This is a genomic window from Xanthomonas indica, assembly GCF_040529045.1.
Lineage (GTDB): Bacteria > Pseudomonadota > Gammaproteobacteria > Xanthomonadales > Xanthomonadaceae > Xanthomonas_A > Xanthomonas_A indica.
Window position 1 is genome coordinate 1,085,736 of sequence record NZ_CP131914.1, and the last position, 18,004, is coordinate 1,103,739.

Here is an 18,004-nt window from a genome sequence, read left to right on the forward strand (position 1 = left end):
CCGTGCCGTCCGTTGCAGCGCGGTCTGTTGCAAGGCCAGGCTCATGCCGGCCGCCCGAGTCGCTTGCGCCATTGCTGGCGCAGCCACAGGCGGATGTTGTAGCGGCGCTTGCGGCTCATGAACGGGTAGCGCAGGGTAATGCCGAGCAGGCCGCGCAGCGTGTCCAGCCGCGGCGCATGCACGGGCAGGGCGTCGCAGCGCACCGAGATGCGGTCGCAGCCGGCGTCGTGGGTGCGGTGGATGACGTCGGCACGCATGATCAGCAGGTCGCCGACCGCAAGTTGCGGCACCACCTTGTGCGCTTCCAGGTCGAAGCCGATCTTCCAGCCGGGGCTGGCGTCGTGCAGGTCCTCGATCGCATACCAGTCGCCGATGGCGATGGCCTCGCCGGGAAAACGCAGCCGGAACCAGTCCAGCGTGTCGGCCTCCACGCAGCGGAAGCGCAGCGCGCCGCGGCCCTGGATGCGCTCATGCAACCGCGGGTCCAGGCGCGCGACCACGTCGTCGGCGACGATCGCCACGTTGGCCAGGCCGGCGTCGGGCTTGAGCACCGGCATGTAGCAGATCAGGTAGTTGCGGTGGTCGCCATGCAGGAAATAGCTGAAGTGGTCCAGGTGCCAGTTGAGCGCGCCGCCCGGCGCGGTTTTCGGATCGCGGTGCTGGTCGAACGGCAGGCGCAGGCTCGGCGCGGCATGGCTCTCGCGGATGCGGATGGCGCAGTAGCCGAAGCGGTCGGCGGCGATCGCCAGGCCCATGGCCGCGGCCACCGGCGGCACGGTCGCGGCAATGCGCGCCTGGATCCGCTGCATGTCCGCTGCCGGCAGCTCGCCGATCACGCCATCGTGGAACTTCTCGGCGCCTTCCAGGAAGCGCAGCAGGCCGCCCGGAATGTCGCCCTCGCCCAGGAAGCCGCGGATCACCGCGTAGCCGTGCTGGTGCAGCGCCTCGGCGATGTCGGTGCTGGGCATGGAGCGCATTCCTTCAAGGCGATGGTGGTCGGGGTGGCAGCGTCCGAGTCCGGACATGGCGTGCGTCCGGAGCGCCGATCCGCCGACGCGGCCGGGCTGTCGGCAGCCACGCTCACGCTATCTCAAAAGCAGATGGCAGTGGTGAAAAAAATGCGTTTGAAAGATCGATCCTGCCGCCACAGACTGCGCCCTCTCTTCGATCCGGTTCCCGTCCATGGACACGACCTCACATCCGCCGATACGCCGCGGCTTGGTGCTGCTGATGGCCATCGCCACCGGCCTGGCGGTGGCCAGCAACTACTACGCACAGCCGCTGCTGGAAGTGCTGGCGCAGACCTTCGCCATCGACGTGCGCCGCGCCGGCATGGTGGTCACCACCGCGCAGCTGGCCTATGCCGCCGGCCTGCTGTTCCTGGTGCCGCTGGGCGACCGCTTCGAGCGCCGCAGCCTGATCGTCGGTCTGTATGCGCTCAGCGCGGTCGGCCTGCTGGTCAGCGCGATGGCGCACAGCTTCGCGCTGCTGCTGCTCGGCACGCTGATCACCGGGCTGAGCTCGGTGGCGGCGCAGATCCTGGTGCCGTTCGCCGCCACCCTGGCCGCGCCGCACGAGCGCGGCCGGGTCATCGGCACGGTGATGAGCGGGCTGCTGCTGGGCATCCTGCTGGCGCGCACGGTGTCCGGCCTGCTGGCCGGGATCGGCGGCTGGCACACCGTGTATTGGGTGGCCGCGGCGCTGATCCTGCTGGTGTCGGGGCTGCTGTGGCGCGGCCTGCCGCGGCACCCGGGCAACCCACGCCTGTCCTATCCGCACCTGATCGGCTCGGTACTGGCGCTGCTGCGCGACGAGCCGGTGCTGCGCGCGCGGGCGGTGCTGGGCGGGCTGATCTTCGCCGGCTTCAGCATGTTCTGGACCACACTGGCGTTCCTGCTGTCCGGCCCGGACTACCGCTACGGCACCGCGACCATCGGCCTGTTCGGGCTGATCGGCGCGGCCGGCGCGTTCGCCGCCAACCTGTCCGGCAAGCTCTCCGACCGCGGCGCCGGCCACTGGGTCGGCTGGGGCGGCCTGGTCATGCTGCTGCTGTCGTGGCTGTTGCTGCTCGGCGCGCCGCACTCGCTGTGGCTGCTGCTGGCCGGGGTGGTGCTGCTGGACGTGGCGGTGCAGGGCGTGCACATCGGCAACCAGAGCGTGATCTACCAACTGGATCCGGCCGCGCGCAACCGCATCACCTCGGCCTACGTCACCTGCTACTTCATCGGCGGTGCGATCGGATCCAGCCTCGGCACCGCGGCCTACGCCTACGCCGGCTGGCGCGGGGTAGCGATCGGCGGTGCGGCGCTGGCGGTGGCGGCGTTGCTGTGGATGGGCATCAGCGTGCGGCCGGCGCAGCCAGCGTCGGCGCCGGCGGCACCGGCGCGGCGCTGACGGCCTGCGCGGCGGCGCGCAGCTTGGGCAGCAGGCGCAGGGTCAGGGCGAGCTGGTTGCGCACCAGCCGGCGCTTGGCCTCGTCGATGCCCTCCTCGCGCTCCAGCGCCTCGGCCAGCGCGATCTCGGCGGATTCGTCGGCAGCCGGCAGCGCGCGTCGCTCGCTCAGTGCGTCGGCCAACGCGCCCAGCGCCTGCGGCAGGTAGTCGCCGGCGCGGGCGATGTCCGGATCGGTCTCGCCGGCCAGCGCGGCGCGGTGCGCGCCCAGCGCCGACAGATAGCCGAGCAAGGTGTTGGACAGGGCCAGGAAGCGGAAGCCGGCGTCCAGGTTGCGGCGGTAGCGCCCGGGCTCGCGCAACATGTTCGACAGCGCCACCGACAGCGCGGCGTCGGCGTTGTGCATGTCGCGGCGGGCGATGCGGTAGGGCAGGTCGTCGCGCATGCCGCTGCGGTATTGCTCCAGCACCTGCGCCAGGTAGCGCGCGCTGCTGGACAGCACCGTCGCCAGCACCTGGTTGAGGCGCCGACCCTGCCAGTCCGGCAGGATCAGGAACGAGGCGGCGGCGGCGATCGCGCAGCCGATCAGGGTGTCGAGCAGGCGCGGCCAGATCAGCATGAAGCCGTCGCCGATCAGGTTGAAGCAGAACAGCGCCATCACCGTGATCGCCGCCGTGGCGAGCATGTAGCGGTCGGTGCGGGTGACGAAGAACACCAGGGTGCCGAGCAATGCGAACAGCAACTGCAGCTCGGTGCCGGGGAACAGCTGCATCAGCGCCCAGGCCGCGCCCAGGCCGATCAGGGTGCCGGCGATGCGCTGGGCCAGGCGCAGGCGGGTGGCGCCGTAGTTGGGCCGGCACACGAAGGCGGTGGTCAGCAGGATCCAGTAGCCGTTGCTGGCGTGGATCGACTGCATGATGGCGTAGCCCACCACCAGCGCGATGGCCATGCGCAGGCCATGCCGGAACAGCACCGAGCCGGGCGTGAGCTGCTGGCCGAGGCGCCGCAGCATCTCGCGCAGGGTGTGCGGCGAGGAGTCGCGCAGGCGGGTGTCGAGAGTGTCGCTGGTGGTGTCCGATTGCGCGGCCTCGGCCAGGCGCCGCTCGATGCTGTGCAGGTTGGTGACCAGCAGTTCCAGCGAACCGAGCAGCCGCGCCTGCCGTGGATCGGCGCGCGCGTGCAGGAAATCCAGCGACTGCCGCAGGTCGGTGGTGGCCTGCTGGGTCTGCTCGCCGTAGTCGAACGGCTGGCGCAGCCGGATCGCCTCGCCCAGCGCCGCGCAGGCCTTGCCCTGCAGGGCCAGCAGGCGCTGGCAGCGGTACAGCACGTCGCTGTGGAAGAACGCGTCGGTCAGCGCCTCGTACGGGTAGTGCGAGGAACTGGCGCGCTCGTGGAAATCCTGCGCCATGTAGTACAGGCGGAAGTACAGGCCCGACTGCACGCCGGGCCGGCCGGAGCGGCCGAAGCGGCTGATGATCGCGGTCTTGGCCGCGTTCAGCGCCGCCACCACCCGCGCGTTCTGCTCGGCCAGCGCCAGCCGCCGCGTATGCAGGTCGCTCTGCCGCACCGGCTCGAACAGGGCCGCCTTGAGCCGCAGGTAGCGGCCCAGCTCCAGGTACAGCCGCGACAGCCGTTCGCGCACCGGCCGGTTGGCGAACAGCACCGTCCACAGCACCGACAGCACGCCATACCAGCTGGCGCCGAGCAGCAACAAGGCCACGCCGTGCCAGGCGTTGCCGCCGACATGGCCGTTCTGGTTGCCGTGGTCCAGGCCGATCATCGCGTAGATCGCCAGCGCCACCGTGGCCTGGGCGATCGAGGCGTAGCGTTCGCCGAGCGCGCCGAGCAGGGTCAGGGCGAAGGTGGACAGCGCCAGGCCGGCCGCGAACGGCCACGGATACGGGAACAGCAGCACCACCGCGGCCGCGGCGGCGGCAAAGCACAGCAGCGACAGCAGCACCGACTTGATCCGGCCCAGCCAGTTGTCGTCGGTCTCGGCGATGGCACTGGCGATGGTGCCCAGGAAGATCGCCGGCACCGCCTCCAGTTGCTGTTGATGCCAGCACACGCCCATCGCCACCGCCAGCGCGATGAACACGCGCAGCCCGTAGCTGGCCTTTTCATGGGCCCACAGGCGGCTCAGGCGGGTTTCGATCGAGGGGCTCGGCACCGCGACACGATAGCGCACCGTCGCTGTATGCGATCCCCCTCGAGCGGGCCCGTCTACGCGAGTGCGCTCAGACGTCCAGTTGTCGCAGGCGGGCGTCCAGCAGCGCCGGGAAGCGCTTGTACCAAGCCTGGTTGAGCGGCGAGGGATGCGGCAGCGGGTACAGCGTCACGCGACGGGTGCGGCGGCCGTCCTCGCTGCGCAGCTCCACCTCGGTCTGCGCCTGGAAGCGATCCTCGCGTGCCCAGAACGCGTCCAGCGCCGCGCGCACCTCGCGCGGCTGGTCGATGCCGAACCACAGGAAGGCCTCGCGGCTAGGGCGTGTCGTCCATTCCCGAGGATGCCGCGTTGGGTCTGGCAGGCGCGCGGCCGGCGTTGCGTGGCGCAGCGCCTGACTGGCCGTCAGGTCAAGCCGCGCGGCGCCGGCCGCGCGCCTGCCAGGCCCAACCCGAAGGGCCGTGATTGCGCGCGCCCGTGACCGCGTCATCGCTCGGGCGTGGACGGACGTCCACTTCCTCCCTTTTCCTTGCCACAGGCACGCGCAATCACGGCGCGGCATGCTCGGGAACGGATGACGCGCCCTAGGGTGAGGATGGCGTCGCCGCGCCACTGCTCGAGCAGCAGGCGCCGCATCAGCGGATGGAAGCGCCGCTTCACCGGCATGGACCAGGCCTTGTTGCCCACCGGCTTGTACGGCACGGTGTTGAGCCAGAACGCGACGCGGCCGGCCTCGAGCCCGGCGGCGAAATCCGGCATCTCCGCCCCCTCGTGCAGGTGCCGGTACAGCGCCTTGCGCACCAGCTGGCCGCCGCTGCCGACGAAGGGCTCGCCGTGCTCCACCTCGCTGCGGCCCGGGTCGCGGCCGAGGATGCAGAGGCGTGCATCGCGGCGGCCGAGGCCGATGATGGGATCGAGCGGATCCTTGCCGCAGGCGGCGTAGACCGCGGTGTCGATGCCGTCGGTCTGCGCGGCGAGCGCGCGGAAGCGGCTGCGGAGGGTCGGGGAGAGGGGCATGGGGTTTGCGCGAACCGGGAGGTTTCAGGCTAGCGCAAGGGCGATGGTGGCCGCGTGCGGACCTCCGTAGGAGCGGCTTCAGCCGCGACCGGCGTTCCCGGTCATGCACGTGTCGCGGCTGAAGCCGCTCCTACAGATGCACGGTCCGGCTCTGTTGTGGGAGGGACTTCAGTCCCGACGAGCGAAGTTGTCAGCTGTGCTTTGGGCTTCGCTCGTCGCGGCTGAAGCCGCTCCTCCACGTGGCGACGTGCTACGCCCCCTGCTCGCGCGCGATCGCGCGCCAGCCGATGTCATGGCGGTGGAATTCGCTGGCCCAATGAATCTGCTCCACGCCGGCGTACGCATGCCGCTGCGCCTCCGCCACGCTGTCGCCCAGCGCCGCCACGCACAGCACGCGGCCGCCGGCGCTGAGCACGCGGCCCTGCGCGTCCAGCGTGGTGCCGGCATGGAACACCTTGGCGTTGGCCGGCACCGCGTCCAGGCCGGTGATCGCTTCACCAGTGACAGGCGTCTCCGGATACGGCGCCGCCGCCAGCACCACGCCCAGCGACGGGCGCGGATCCCATTGCGCCTCGGTCGCGTGCAGGCGTTCGTCGAGCGCGGCCTCGAGCAGGTCGAGCAGGTCCGACTGCAGGCGCAGCATCACCGGCTGCGTTTCCGGGTCGCCGAAGCGCACGTTGAACTCGATCACCTTGGGCGCGCCGCTGGCGTCGATCATCAGTCCGGCGTAGAGGAAGCCGGTGAACGGCACGCCGTCGTCGCGCATGCCGCGCACGGTCGGCTCGACCACCTCGCGCATCACCCGCGCGTGCACCTCGGGCGTCACCACCGGTGCGGGCGAGTACGCGCCCATGCCGCCGGTGTTGGGGCCGGTGTCGCCATCGCCGACGCGCTTGTGGTCCTGGCTGGTGGCCATCGGCAACGCGGTGTGGCCGTCGACCATGGAGATGAAGCTGGCTTCCTCGCCGTCGAGGAATTCCTCGATCACCACGCGCGCGCCGGCGTCGCCGAAGGCGTTGCCGGAGAGCATGTCGCGCACCGCGGCCTCGGCCTCTGCCAGCGACATCGCCACGATCACGCCCTTGCCGGCGGCCAGGCCGTCGGCCTTGATCACGATCGGCGCGCCCTTGTCGCGGACATAGGCCAGCGCGGCCTCGACCTCGGTGTGCACGGCGTAGAACGCGGTGGGAATGCCGTGGCGCTGCAGGAAGTCCTTGGCGTAGGCCTTGCTGCCTTCCAACTGCGCGGCGGCGGCGGTGGGGCCGAAGATGCGCAGCCCGGCGGCGCGGAAGCGGTCGACCACGCCCAGCACCAGCGGCACTTCCGGGCCGACCACGGTCAGCGCCACGCCTTCGTCCTGGGCCAGCGCGAGCAGGCCGTCGAGGTCGTTCACCTTGACCGGCACGTTGCGGCACTTGGCCTCGCTGGCGGTGCCGGCATTGCCGGGCGCCACCAGCACTTCATCGACACGGGGGGACTGGGCCAGCTTCCAGGCCAGGGCGTGTTCGCGGCCGCCGGAGCCGATGACGAGCAGTTTCATCGCGGAATTCCAGATTGCAGGGGAAAGGGGAGCGGCTGCACCGGGTGCGCGTGCCTCATGCGCAGCCTTCGCGCTGCAGCGCTTCGGGGAAATGGTAGGTCCAGGTCTTGGTGTCCAGCACGAAGCGGTGTTCGCGCTGGACCTGACGCTGGCCGCAATCCACGCCGGTTTCCTCGATCAGCAGCGGCCACACGCGGGCGGCGTGGTCGCGGTCGTCGAAGCGCAGGGCGAAGTCGAGGTCGAACTGGCCGGCCTTGCAGTCCGCTGCCGCATCGGCGGCGTCGCAGTCGGCGGCGGCGCCGTTGTCGATGTGGCTGCGCAGGCTGCCGGCATCGACCAGGCCCTTGGGGCCGGGCAGGATCAGCGTTTGCGATTGCAGCGCGTAGCCCTGGCCGAACCAGCCGTCCTCCACGCGGAACCCGTAGAAGTCGCTGCCGGCGCGGACGATGCCGACCTCGCCCGGCTGGCCGTTGCTGCCGTAGGTGCCGCCGGTGCGCTCGGCGGCGACGGCGAAGCCCTGGCCCTCGGGGCGCAGCACGTAGAAGTCGATGGTGCCCGGCTCCGGATGGCCGGCATCGCGCAGCGTGCCGCACACCGCCAGCAACTGCTGCCAGCCGTCGCCGATGACCACCGGCTGTTCGGCGCAGACCTGCCAATCCACCGCATGGCTCGCGCCATCCTGGGTCCACTGCCCCGGCCAGTGCCCGGCGAGCATGGCAGCGCTGCCGTAGCGTTGCTGCAGGAACGCCTGCAGCCGCGCGGTGCGGCTGACGTGGGCCGGCGCTGCGGCGCTGGCGGACGCAGGTGCCGCGCTGGGTGCGGGCGTCGCGGCCGGCGTGCAGCCGCCGAGCACGAGCACGCCGGCCAGGGCCAGCACGGCGAGCGGACGGGGCGCGACAGCCGACATGCGCAGCGCTCCGGGACTCAGTGACGGAAGTGGCGCACGCCGGTGAACACCATGGCGATGCCGTGCTCGTCGGCCGCGGCGATGACCTCGGCGTCGCGCATCGAACCGCCGGGCTGGATCACCGCCTTGATGCCGGCCGCGGCGGCGGCGTCGATGCCGTCGCGGAACGGGAAGAACGCATCGGAGGCCATCACCGAGCCTTCCACGGCCAGGCCGGCATCGGTGGCCTTGATCCCGGCGATGCGCGCCGAATACACCCGGCTCATCTGCCCGGCGCCCACGCCGATGGTGCGGTGGTCCTTGGCGTAGACGATGGCGTTGGACTTGACGTACTTGGCCACCTTCCACGCGAACAGCAAGTCGGCGAACTGCGCCTCGGTCGGCGCCAGGCGGGTCACCACCTTCAGCGCATCGCGCGGGACCACGTGGGCGTCGCTGGTCTGCAGCAGGATGCCGGAGCCGACGCGCTTGCTGTCGATGCCGTAGGCGCCGTCGCCGGCGGGGATGCGCAGCACGCGCACGTTGGCCTTCTTCTTGGCGTACTCCAGCGCGGCGTCATCGTAGTCGGGGGCGATCAGCACCTCCACGAACTGGCGGTCCAGGATGACCTTGGCGGTGGCCGCATCCAGCGTGCGGTTGAAGGCGATGATGCCGCCGAAGGCGCTGGTCGGGTCGGTGGCGTAGGCCAGTTCGTAGGCGTCGCCGCAGCCGGCGCCGACCGCCACGCCGCACGGGTTGGCGTGCTTGACGATGACGCAGGCCGGCGCGTCGAACTGGCGCACGCACTCCCAGGCCGCATCGCTGTCGGCGATGTTGTTGTAGGACAGCTCCTTGCCCTGCAACTGGGTGAAGGTGGCCAGGGTGCCCGGGGTGGGGAAGAGGTCGCGGTAGAACGCGGCCTGCTGGTGCGGGTTCTCGCCGTAGCGCAGTTCCATCACCTTGACGAAGCTGGAGTTCATCTGCGCCGGGAACGGGCTGCGCACCGGCACCGCGGCGTCGCTGGCGGTGACCGCGGACAGGTAGTTGCTGATCGCCGCGTCGTACTGGGCGACGCGGTTGAACGCGGCCACGGCCAGGGCGAAGCGCTTGCCCGCCGACAGCCGGCCGTCGTTGGCCTCCAGCTCGGCCAGCAGCTCGGCGTACTGCGCCGGATCGGTGGCCACCGCCACGCGCGCGAAGTTCTTGGCCGCCGAGCGCAGCATCGCCGGGCCGCCGATGTCGATGTTCTCGACCGCCACGTCAAGCGTGCAGTTGGCATCGGCGGTGACCCGCTCGAACGGATACAGGTTGAGCACCAGCAGGTCGATCGCGGCGATGCCGTGCTCGGCCATCACCGCATCATCGGTGCCGGCGCGGCCGAGCAGGCCGCCGTGCACCAGCGGGTGCAGGGTCTTGACCCGGCCGTCCATCATCTCCGGGAAGCCGGTCAGCTCGGACACGTCCTTCACCGCCAGCCCGGCCTCGCGCAGCGCCTTGGCGGTGCCGCCGGTGGACAGCAGCTCGACGTTGCGCGCGGCCAGCGCGCGGGCCAGGTCGATCAGGCCGGTCTTGTCGGAAACGGACAGCAGCGCCCGGCGCACGGGCAGGAAATCGGAGGACATGGGGCAGGGCGGGGGCAGCGGAACGGGCCGCCATTGTAGGCGCTGAGGCCCGCCGACGCCCGGCCGGGGCGCGCGCCCGGCCCGCCGATCGTGCCTGCGGCAGCGCGCTCCAGGCGATCGCGCCGGGATGCGGTGGTCGTGCGCATGTGCCGATCCGCAGCGCGGGCCGTGCTGCGCGGCACCCTGCCGCGTGTCGATGCGGCGCACGGGGTGGGCCGTCGCTGGCGACGCCCGTGTGGGTCAGCGGGTTGCCGGGCTGCACGCGCGCCATCGCGCGCGCTGCCGCGGCGATGCATTAGGCTGTCGCCGCCCCGCCCTCGCCGTCAGGACCACGCGCGTGTCGATCTATGCCCTCAAAGGACGTTTCCAGGATCTGCTGCGGCCGGGCGTGCGCGTGTTGTACCGGCGCGGCGTCACCGCCAACCAGGTGACCGTGGCCGCGGCGCTGCTGTCGTTGCTGGTCGCCGCGGTGGTCTACGCGCAAGGCGCCACGCAGCCGCTGTGGTACGCGTTGCTGCCGCTGTGGATGCTGCTGCGGATGGCCTTGAACGCGGTGGACGGCATGCTGGCGCGCGAGTTCGGCCAGCAGTCGCGGCTGGGCGCCTACCTCAACGAACTGAGCGACGTGGTCGCCGATGCGGCACTGTACCTGAGCCTGCTCGGCGTGCCCGGCGTTGGCGCCGGCTGGCTGTGGCTGATGGCGCTGACTGCCGCGATGACCGAATATGCCGGCGTGCTCGGGCTGATGGTCGGCGCCAGTCGCCGCTACGATGGGCCGATGGGCAAGAGCGATCGTGCCTTCGTCGTCGGCCTGCTGGGGCTGCTGCTGGCCGGCGGCTGGATCGGGGCGGCGACGGTGACTGGGGTCGCCATGGCCACGGCGCTATTGTGCTTGGCGACCGTGGTGCGTCGGGTCGCCGCCGGATTGCGCGAGGCGGCCACGCGCGCGTGAGTGGGGGGCGGCCGGCGCGGCTGCAGGGCACAGGGATTCACGGCAGACAGGACATCGGCAACGGATGCGGCAGGTCAACGAAAGCGAATTCGCCAGTTTCGACGGCACACGGCTGTTCTACCGGCACTGGCCGGCCACCGCGCCGGCGGCGCCGCCGCGGGCGGTGCTGCTGCTGCACCGCGGCCACGAACATTCCGGGCGGGTCATGCACCTGGCCGAGGAACTGGGCCTGGACGACTGCGCGCTGTTCGCGTGGGATGCGCGCGGCAATGGTCGCTCGCCCGGTGCGCGCGGCGACGCGCCCGGCTTCCCGGCGCTGGTGCGCGACCTGGACCGCTTCGTCGCGCACATCGGCGAGGTCCACGGCATCGCCGTGCAGGACATTGTGGTGGTGGCGCAGAGCGTGGGCGCGGTGATCGCCAGCGCCTGGGTGCACGACTACGCGCCGCCGCTGCGCGCGCTGGTGCTGGCCTCGCCGGCGTTCAAGGTCAAGCTGTACGTGCCGTTCGCACGGCACGGGCTGGCCTTGCTGCGGAAGCTGCGCGGCAACTTTTTCGTCAACAGCTACGTCAAGCCGCAGTGGCTGACCCACGACCCGGCGCGGGTCGAGAGTTACCGCACCGATCCGCTGATCACCCGGCCGATCTCGGTGCGGGTGTTGCTGGGCCTGTATGCGGCGGCGGACCGCGTGGTCGACGATGCGCAGGCGATTACCGTACCGGTGCAACTGCTGGTGTCCGGCAGCGATTTCGTGGTGCACCGCGGGCCGCAGGATCGCTTCTACGAGCGTTTGTCCTCGCCGGTGAAGGAGCGTCACCTGCTGCCCGGCTTCTTCCACGACACCCTGGGCGAGCGCGACCGCGCGCCGGCGCTGGCGCAGATCCGCCGCTTCGTGCGCGCGCGCTTCGCCGAGGCGCCGGCGCTGCCCAGCCTGCGTCAGGCGCACCGGCGCGGGCCGACCTTCGAGGAAGCCGAGCGCCTGGCCTGGCCGCCGCAGCGCTACAGCCTGCAGGACCTGCGCTGGCGCGGCGTGCGCGCCGGGCTGCGCCTGGGCGGGCGGCTGTCCGAGGGCATCGCCCTGGGCCTGCAGACCGGCTTCGATTCCGGCAGCACGCTGGACTACATCTACCGCGACCAGGCCGCCGGGCGCGGCCCGCTGGGGCGGATGATCGACCGCAACTACCTGGATGCGATCGGCTGGCGCGGCATCCGCGTGCGCCGCCAACATCTGCACGAACTACTGGGCCTGGCGATGCAGCGGCTGCGCGCCGCCGGCCTGCCGGTGCGCGCGCTGGACATCGCCGCCGGCCACGGCCGCTACGTGCTGGAAGCGCTGGCCGGCGGCAGCCAGCGCGCCGACGCGATCCTGTTGCGCGATTTCAGCCCGTTGAACGTGGAGCAGGGCCGCGCGCTGATTGCCGCGCTCGGCGCCGCCGACATCGCCCGCTTCGAGCAGGGCGACGCCTTCGACCGCGACGCGTTGGCGGCGTTGCAGCCGCGGCCGACGCTGGCGGTGGTGTCGGGCCTGTACGAGCTGTTCCCGGACAACGACCAGGTGCTGCGATCGCTGCACGGCGTGGCCGCGGCGGTGGCGCCGGGCGGTTACCTGGCCTACACCGGCCAGCCCTGGCATCCGCAGTTGGAGTTCATCGCCCGCGCGCTGACCAGCCACCGCGGCGGCGCGGCCTGGGTGATGCGCCGGCGCACCCAGCAGGAGATGGACGAACTGGTGCGGGTGGCCGGCTTCCGCAAGCTGGAGCAGCGCATCGACGACTGGGGCATCTTCACCGTGTCGCTGGCGCAGCGGATCGCGCCATGAGCGTTGCGGCCACGCGGCCGTGGCGGCGTGCGCTGGCCTGGCTGGCGCTGCTGGGGCCGTTCTTCTTCCTCAGCTACGGCCTGGCCAACACCCTGGCCGCGCGCCGCGCCGACGTGCCGGCGCTGCCGTTCGCCTGGGAAACCCACATCCCGTTCTGGCCGTGGAGCATCGTCCCGTACTGGTCGATCGACCTGTTCTACGCGGCCTCGTTCTTCGTCTGCCGCACGCGCGCCGAACTGGACACGCATGCACGGCGCCTGCTCACCGCGCAGCTGCTGGCGGTGGCCTGCTTCCTGCTGTGGCCGCTGCGCTTCAGCTTCGAGCGGCCGCCGACCGAGGGCGTGTTCGGCTGGCTGTTCGCAGTGCTGCTCGGCTTCGACAAGCCGTTCAACCAGGCGCCGTCGCTGCACATCGTGCTGCTGGTGGTGCTGTGGGTGCGCTACGCGCAACACCTGCACGGGCTGGCGCGGTGGGTCCTGCACGGCTGGTTCGCGCTGATCGGGCTGTCGGTGCTGACCACCTACCAGCACCATTTCCTCGACGTGCCCACCGGCCTGGCCGCCGGCTGGCTGTGCGTGTGGCTGTGGCCGGAGCGCATCGCCGCGCCGTGGCGGGCCGCGGCGCCGGCGCGCGATCCGCGGCGCTGGCGCCTGGCCGCGCTGTACCTGCTCGGCAGCGCGGCCTGCGCGGCCGCCGCACGCGCGCTCGGGGGCGCCGGCTGGTGGCTGCTGTGGCCGGCGCTATCGTTGCTGCTGGTCGCGCTCAGCTATGCACTGCTCGGCCCGCTCGGCCTGCAGAAGCGCGCCGACGGCCAGCTGAGCCTGGCCGCGCGCTGGCTGTACGCGCCGTACCTGGCCGCTGCCTGGCTCAACTCGCGCGCCTGGACCTGGCGCGATCCGGCGCCGCGCGCGATCGCCGACGGCGTCTGGCTCGGGCGCCTACCCGGCCGTGGCGAGCGCGCACGCTTCGCCGTGGTGGTCGATGTCAGTGCGGAACTGTCGTTGCGCGAGGCGCAGGCGCACGACCGCGTGGTGCCGATGCTGGACCTGGTGGCGCCGCCGGCCGCAGCCTTGCGCATGGCCGCCGACGCGATCGAAGCGGCGCGCGCGCACGGCCAGGTACTGGCCTGCTGCGCGCTGGGCTATTCGCGCAGCGCGGCCGCGGTCGCCACCTGGCTGCTGCGCAGCGGCCGTGCCGCCAACGTGGACGACGCGCTGGCGCTGCTCCGTGCGCGCGCGCCGCGGATCGTGCTGGGACCGGCGCAGCGTGCCGCCATCGCCGCCGCCTGCACCGCGCCGCCGGCGTCGCTGCAGGCGCAGGAACTGCCGGCATGAGCACGCCGCTGGAATTGCGCACGATGGCGGCGGTGCTGCGCCAGGGCGCGCCGCTGGATCGGCTGTCGCGGGTGTTGCTGGCGACGGCCCTGCTGCTGGGCGCCTGGTATGCCGGCACCGGCGCCATGCTCGCCGCGGCGTTGTGCGGAGGCTCGGTGTTGGCCGGCCTGCTGCAGCGCTACTGGGCGGCACGGGTCGGGTTGGATGCGGATCTGCTCGAGGCGGTGCTGGCCGAGGCCGACCCAGCGCGCGCCGGTGCCGACCTGGACGCGGCGCTGCAGCGGTTGGGCCTGCTGCGCACGCTGCCGCCGCCGCGCGACTGGCTGGCGCGCTGGCAGGGCATGCGCCGCCTGTTGCGGCGGCAGGTGCTGTGCTTCGCCTTGCAGGCGCTCGCCTTGGTGTTGGCGCTGTGCATGGCGCCGGCCGGCTGGGGGGCGATGCGATGACGCGAACGCCCACGCCGCTGCGGCCGGCCGCGGTCGATCCCGATCACGCGGCGCTGTGGCAGCGTCTGCAGGCCGATGGTTTCGGCGAGGGCGAGACGGCGTTGCCGGCGTTCGAGCGCCGCGTCGCCGAGGAGGCCGGCGTGTCGCTGGCGCTGGCCGCGCACCTGGTCGAGGAGTACCGGCGCTTCTGCTTCCTGGCCTGCGTCGCCGGCGAGGAGATCACGCCAAGTCCGCTGGTCGACCAGGCCTGGCATGCCCATCTCACCGATACCCGCGAGTACTGGCAGCGGTTCTGTCCACAGGTCCTGCGCCGTACGCTGCACCACCATCCCGGGCGCGGCGACCCGGCCGACGCCGCGCGCTTCCAGGCCCAGTACGCGGCCACCCTGTCGCACTACCGGCACTACTTCGGCGAACCGCCGGCGGCGTGCTGGCCGGCACCGGCCGGCGCGCCGCCGCTCGCGCCGGCAATGCGCCAGGCAAGCACGCGCGACACCGCGACCGCGCGCGGCGGCATCGCCCTGTGGGGCTGGATGCTGGGCGTGGCGCTGTTGTTCGCGGTGCTATGGCAGCGCCACGGCCCGCTTTCGCCGCTGCACTGGCCGGGACCGCCGTTCCTGCTGCTGTTCCTGGCCGGCATCGGCCTGGCCTGGAGTCTGGGCGCGCGTCTGCGCCTGGCGGTGCGCGCACTGCCAGGCGCGGCGCTCGATACGCCACTGGACGCCACCGAACTGGCCTACCTGGCCGGTGGCAGCGAGCGCGTCGCCGATCAACAACTGGCCTTGCTGCTGGCGGCCGGTGCGGTGCGCCTGCAGGCCGAACCGCATGTGCGCCGCCACGCGCGGCTGCGGCTCACCGGTGTCGCGGCAACACCATCGTTGCAGCGCGCGCTGGCGATCGTGCACGCGCATCCGTACCTGCAGCCGGCACTGGCCGCGTTGCAGCGCGACGCCGCGCCGCTGCGCCGGGCGCTGGTCGACAAGGGGCTGTGGCTTGGCCAGGGGCAGGCGTTGTGCGCGCGCCTGTTCGGCGCCGCACCGTTGCTGGCGCTGTGGACGATGGGCCTGCTGAAGCTGCGTATCGGCCTGCAACTGCAGCGCCCGATCGGCTTCCTGGTGGCAGCGATGGTGGTGGTCGCGGTCGTTGCGCTCGGCTTCCTGCTCACGCCGCCGCGGCGCAGCGTCGCCGGTGACGCCCTGTTGGCCAACCGCGATGCGGCCTGGCGCGACGGCGTCGCCGCGCCCTCGCTGGCGCCCGGTTCGCACCTGGCGTTGCCGCTGGCCCTGGCCGGCACCAGCGTGCTGATGACCACGCCCTGGGCCGACTACCACGCCTTGCGCGCACCGGGGGCCAACGGCCGTGGCGGCCGTTGTTCAACGACGAGCTGCAGTAGCTGTGGCGCTGGCAGCAGCGATGGGGGCGGCAGCAGTTGCGGCGGCGGTGGCTGCGGCGGGTGTGGAGGCGGCGACTGATGGCCGGTTCGAGCTGGCAGGTGCGGCGCGCGCAGTGGCGAACGCGGCTGGCGCTGGCGTTGCACGCGCGCGGGGCCACGCCCAACGGTGTGTCCTGGAGCGGGCTGGCGTGCGCGGTGCTGGCTGCGCTGATGTTCGCCCTGGCCTGGCGCGAGCCGCCGGCCAACGCCGCCGCGCTGCTGGTGCTGGCGGCGCTGGCGCTGCAGGCGCGGCTGCTGTGCAACCGCCTGGACGGGTTGCTGGCGCAGCAGGCGCAGATGATCGGCCGTGCCGGTGTGGTGTACAACGAGGCGCCGGACCGCTTGTCGGACGTGGCGGTGTGCCTGGGCGTGGGCTACGGCCTGCAGCCGGTGCTGGGCATCGGCGCGGAACTGGGCTGGGCCGCCGCCTTGCTGTGCGTGGGCACTGCCTACGTACGCATGCTCGGCCTGGCCTGCGCGGTGCGCGAACCGCTGCAGGGGCCGATGGCGCGCGTGCAGCGCATGCATTGGCTGTCGTTGGCCGCGCTGTTGGCGGCCGCGTCGTTGCTGCTGCAGCACGCCACGCTGGCCCGCATGCTCCTTGCCGTGGCGCTGGCGCTGCTGATCGCCGCTGCCGCCCTCACCATCGTGATCCGCGTGCGCGCCATCGTGCGCGAACTGGAGTGGAAATGATCGCCCGCCTGATCGCCCGCGGCTGCAGCGCCGCGATCCGCCTGCTCACCGGCGCACGTGCGCTGTGGCGCGGCTGCATGCCGTCCAGCGAACGCCGCGTGTACTACGGCAACCATGCCAGCCACGGCGATTTCGTGCTGATCTGGTCGTCGCTGCCAGCGCCGCTGCGGCGCGAGGTGCGGCCGGTGGCGGCGGCCGACTATTGGCAGCGCGACGCGCTGCGCCGCTACCTGATCCACGCCGTATTCAACGGCGTGCTGATCGAGCGCGAGGCCGCGCAGCGCACGCGCGATCCGATCGACTGCCTGTGCGAGGCGGTGGACGCCGGCGGCTCGCTGATCCTGTTCCCGGAAGGCACGCGCAACACCGAGGACGGCCTGCTGCCGTTCAAGAGTGGGCTCTATCACCTGGCGCGGCAGCGTCCGGAACTGGAGTTCGTGCCGGTGTGGATCGACAACCTCAAGCGGGTGATGCCCAAGGGCATGTGGCTGCCGCTGCCGCTGCTGTGCACCACCACCTTCGGCGAACCGCTGCGGCTGGGCGCCGGCGAGGACAAGCAGGCCTTCCTCGATCGCGCGCGTGCCGCCTTGTTGGCGTTGGCGCCGGAGCAGGCGGAGGCGGCCCGATGAATCCGATCGCGCTGAGCGACCACCTGCAGCAATCCTCGCTGCGACAACAGACGGTGTGGCTGTTCCTGGGCATCCCCACGGTGCTGATCGTGGCCACGCTGATCGCCGAGACCTTGCGCTGGCGCGCACGCGGGCGGCCCAGCGCGGTGCTGGACAACCTGGTGGCGCGGATCCGCGCCTGGTGGGTGATGGCCGGGGTGGTGGCGCTGGCGTTCGCCTTCGGCCGGCTCGGCGTGATCGTGCTGTTCGCGCTGGTGTCGCTGTTCGCGCTGCGCGAGTTCATCACCCTCACCCCGACCCGGCGCGGCGACTACTACGCGCTGCTGGCCGCGTTCTACGTGGTGCTGCCGTGGCAGTACTGGCTGGTGTGGAGCGACTGGTACGGCCTGTACACGCTGCTGATCCCGGTCTACGCGTTCCTGGTGCTGCCGATCCTGGCAACGATCGGTGGCGATACCACGCGCTACCTGGAGCGCACGGCCAAGGTGCAGTGGGGGCTGATGATCTGCGTGTTCTGCATCTCGCACGTGCCCGCGCTGCTGAACCTGCGCATCCCCGGCTACGAGGACCGCAACCTGCTGCTGTTCGCGTTCCTGGTGATCGTGGTGCAGTCCTCGGACGTGCTGCAGTACGTCTGGGGCAAGCTGCTGGGCCGGCATCTGATCGCGCCCAAGCTGTCGCCGTCCAAGACCGTGGAAGGCTTCGTCGGCGGCATCCTCTCGGCCAGCCTGCTCGGTGCGGCGCTGTGGTGGATCACCCCGTTCTCGCCGCTGCAGGCGTTCGCGCTGGCGCTGGTGGCCAACCTGATGGGTTTCTTCGGCGGCCTGGTGATGTCGGCGATCAAGCGCGACCGCGGCATCAAGGACTGGGGCCACATGATCGAAGGCCACGGCGGCGTGCTCGATCGACTGGATTCGGTGTGTTTTGCGGCACCGGTGTTCTTCCACCTGATCCGCTATGGATGGGTGTGAGGGACGGGGAGTGGTGGGGATTGGTTGGAGCGGCGCGCGGTGCGCGTGTGCGCCTGTGCGGGCGTAGGAGCGGTTTCAGGCGCGATGCTTTGCCGAGAGCGCATCGCG

The 18,004-nt window shown here is 71.9% G+C and carries 16 protein-coding genes; 9 read left to right on the forward strand and 7 right to left on the reverse strand.

The features are described 5' to 3' along the window. Positions 1–41: 41 nt before the first annotated feature. Positions 42–968, reverse strand: a complete 927-nt coding sequence (locus Q7W82_RS04635; protein ID WP_242160212.1) for a hypothetical protein — start codon at positions 966–968, stop codon at positions 42–44. Between the two features lie 214 nt (positions 969–1,182). On the opposite strand from Q7W82_RS04635, the gene Q7W82_RS04640 reads away from it, so the two are divergent. Next, positions 1,183–2,394: an MFS transporter gene (locus tag Q7W82_RS04640; protein WP_242160213.1), complete on the forward strand. Its 1,212-nt coding sequence runs from the start codon at positions 1,183–1,185 to the stop codon at positions 2,392–2,394. On the opposite strand, the gene yccS is transcribed toward Q7W82_RS04640, so the two are convergent. From yccS to purH, 6 genes are all read right to left on the reverse strand, one after another. After that, positions 2,339–4,561 carry a YccS family putative transporter gene (gene yccS / locus Q7W82_RS04645; protein WP_242160260.1) on the reverse strand — a complete coding sequence of 741 codons (2,223 nt, stop codon included), beginning with the start codon at positions 4,559–4,561 and terminating at the stop codon, positions 2,339–2,341. The genes Q7W82_RS04640 and yccS overlap by 56 nt on opposite strands. Before the next feature lie 67 nt (positions 4,562–4,628). Next, positions 4,629–4,829, reverse strand: a complete 201-nt coding sequence (locus Q7W82_RS04650; RefSeq protein ID WP_242160214.1) for a hypothetical protein — start codon at positions 4,827–4,829, stop codon at positions 4,629–4,631. A gap of 212 nt (positions 4,830–5,041) precedes the next feature. After that, positions 5,042–5,572, reverse strand: coding sequence for a uracil-DNA glycosylase family protein (locus Q7W82_RS04655; RefSeq protein WP_242160215.1), 531 nt, complete (start codon positions 5,570–5,572; stop codon positions 5,042–5,044). 250 nt (positions 5,573–5,822) lie between these two features. Next, a complete protein-coding gene (purD, locus tag Q7W82_RS04660) occupies positions 5,823–7,112 on the reverse strand; it encodes a phosphoribosylamine--glycine ligase (protein WP_242160216.1) in 1,290 nt (429 codons plus the stop codon). A 55-nt stretch (positions 7,113–7,167) separates the two neighbouring features. After that, positions 7,168–8,019 (reverse strand): hypothetical protein, encoded by an 852-nt coding sequence (locus Q7W82_RS04665; protein ID WP_242160217.1) that lies wholly within the window; start codon positions 8,017–8,019, stop codon positions 7,168–7,170. A 17-nt stretch (positions 8,020–8,036) separates the two neighbouring features. Continuing rightward, positions 8,037–9,620: a bifunctional phosphoribosylaminoimidazolecarboxamide formyltransferase/IMP cyclohydrolase gene (gene purH / locus Q7W82_RS04670; protein WP_242160218.1), complete on the reverse strand. Its 1,584-nt coding sequence runs from the start codon at positions 9,618–9,620 to the stop codon at positions 8,037–8,039. 337 nt (positions 9,621–9,957) lie between these two features. On the opposite strand from purH, the gene Q7W82_RS04675 reads away from it, so the two are divergent. The 8 genes from Q7W82_RS04675 (at position 9,958) to Q7W82_RS04710 (ending at position 17,896) form a co-directional block, all read left to right on the forward strand. Beyond that, the gene (locus Q7W82_RS04675; protein WP_242160219.1) at positions 9,958–10,572 is read left to right on the forward strand and encodes a CDP-alcohol phosphatidyltransferase family protein; all 615 of its coding nucleotides are present in this window, start codon (positions 9,958–9,960) and stop codon (positions 10,570–10,572) included. A 64-nt stretch (positions 10,573–10,636) separates the two neighbouring features. Continuing rightward, positions 10,637–12,391 (forward strand): bifunctional alpha/beta hydrolase/class I SAM-dependent methyltransferase, encoded by a 1,755-nt coding sequence (locus Q7W82_RS04680; RefSeq protein ID WP_242160220.1) that lies wholly within the window; start codon positions 10,637–10,639, stop codon positions 12,389–12,391. Beyond that, positions 12,388–13,725 (forward strand): phosphatase PAP2/dual specificity phosphatase family protein, encoded by a 1,338-nt coding sequence (locus Q7W82_RS04685; RefSeq protein ID WP_242160221.1) that lies wholly within the window; start codon positions 12,388–12,390, stop codon positions 13,723–13,725. Before Q7W82_RS04680 ends, Q7W82_RS04685 begins: the two co-directional genes overlap by 4 nt. Then, on the forward strand, positions 13,722–14,171 hold the full coding sequence (locus tag Q7W82_RS04690) for a hypothetical protein (RefSeq protein ID WP_242160222.1): 450 nt from the start codon (positions 13,722–13,724) through the stop codon (positions 14,169–14,171). Before Q7W82_RS04685 ends, Q7W82_RS04690 begins: the two co-directional genes overlap by 4 nt. Beyond that, a complete protein-coding gene (locus Q7W82_RS04695) occupies positions 14,168–15,643 on the forward strand; it encodes a TIGR04222 domain-containing membrane protein (protein ID WP_242160223.1) in 1,476 nt (491 codons plus the stop codon). Before Q7W82_RS04690 ends, Q7W82_RS04695 begins: the two co-directional genes overlap by 4 nt. Then, positions 15,643–16,296, forward strand: coding sequence for a CDP-alcohol phosphatidyltransferase family protein (locus tag Q7W82_RS04700; protein ID WP_242160224.1), 654 nt, complete (start codon positions 15,643–15,645; stop codon positions 16,294–16,296). The genes Q7W82_RS04695 and Q7W82_RS04700 overlap by 1 nt, the downstream gene beginning before the upstream one ends. After that, positions 16,293–16,925, forward strand: a complete 633-nt coding sequence (locus Q7W82_RS04705) for a lysophospholipid acyltransferase family protein (RefSeq protein ID WP_160946160.1) — start codon at positions 16,293–16,295, stop codon at positions 16,923–16,925. Before Q7W82_RS04700 ends, Q7W82_RS04705 begins: the two co-directional genes overlap by 4 nt. Next, positions 16,922–17,896, forward strand: coding sequence for a phosphatidate cytidylyltransferase (locus tag Q7W82_RS04710; protein ID WP_242160225.1), 975 nt, complete (start codon positions 16,922–16,924; stop codon positions 17,894–17,896). Before Q7W82_RS04705 ends, Q7W82_RS04710 begins: the two co-directional genes overlap by 4 nt. The last annotated feature ends 108 nt before the right edge of the window (positions 17,897–18,004 follow it).

What these genes read in the sequence shown, in the direction of transcription:
- Q7W82_RS04635 (WP_242160212.1), bottom strand. Translation starts at nt 968, where the DNA reads ATGCCCAGCACCGACATCGCCGAGGCGCTGCACCAGCACGGCTACGCG.
- Q7W82_RS04640 (WP_242160213.1), top strand. Translation starts at nt 1,183, where the DNA reads ATGGACACGACCTCACATCCGCCGATACGCCGCGGCTTGGTGCTGCTG.
- Q7W82_RS04655 (WP_242160215.1), bottom strand. Translation starts at nt 5,572, where the DNA reads ATGCCCCTCTCCCCGACCCTCCGCAGCCGCTTCCGCGCGCTCGCCGCG.
- purD (WP_242160216.1), bottom strand. Translation starts at nt 7,112, where the DNA reads ATGAAACTGCTCGTCATCGGCTCCGGCGGCCGCGAACACGCCCTGGCC.
- Q7W82_RS04665 (WP_242160217.1), bottom strand. Translation starts at nt 8,019, where the DNA reads ATGTCGGCTGTCGCGCCCCGTCCGCTCGCCGTGCTGGCCCTGGCCGGC.
- purH (WP_242160218.1), bottom strand. Translation starts at nt 9,620, where the DNA reads ATGTCCTCCGATTTCCTGCCCGTGCGCCGGGCGCTGCTGTCCGTTTCC.
- Q7W82_RS04680 (WP_242160220.1), top strand. Translation starts at nt 10,637, where the DNA reads ATGCGGCAGGTCAACGAAAGCGAATTCGCCAGTTTCGACGGCACACGG.
- Q7W82_RS04685 (WP_242160221.1), top strand. Translation starts at nt 12,388, where the DNA reads ATGAGCGTTGCGGCCACGCGGCCGTGGCGGCGTGCGCTGGCCTGGCTG.
- Q7W82_RS04690 (WP_242160222.1), top strand. Translation starts at nt 13,722, where the DNA reads ATGAGCACGCCGCTGGAATTGCGCACGATGGCGGCGGTGCTGCGCCAG.
- Q7W82_RS04695 (WP_242160223.1), top strand. Translation starts at nt 14,168, where the DNA reads ATGACGCGAACGCCCACGCCGCTGCGGCCGGCCGCGGTCGATCCCGAT.
- Q7W82_RS04700 (WP_242160224.1), top strand. Translation starts at nt 15,643, where the DNA reads ATGGCCGGTTCGAGCTGGCAGGTGCGGCGCGCGCAGTGGCGAACGCGG.
- Q7W82_RS04705 (WP_160946160.1), top strand. Translation starts at nt 16,293, where the DNA reads ATGATCGCCCGCCTGATCGCCCGCGGCTGCAGCGCCGCGATCCGCCTG.
- Q7W82_RS04710 (WP_242160225.1), top strand. Translation starts at nt 16,922, where the DNA reads ATGAATCCGATCGCGCTGAGCGACCACCTGCAGCAATCCTCGCTGCGA.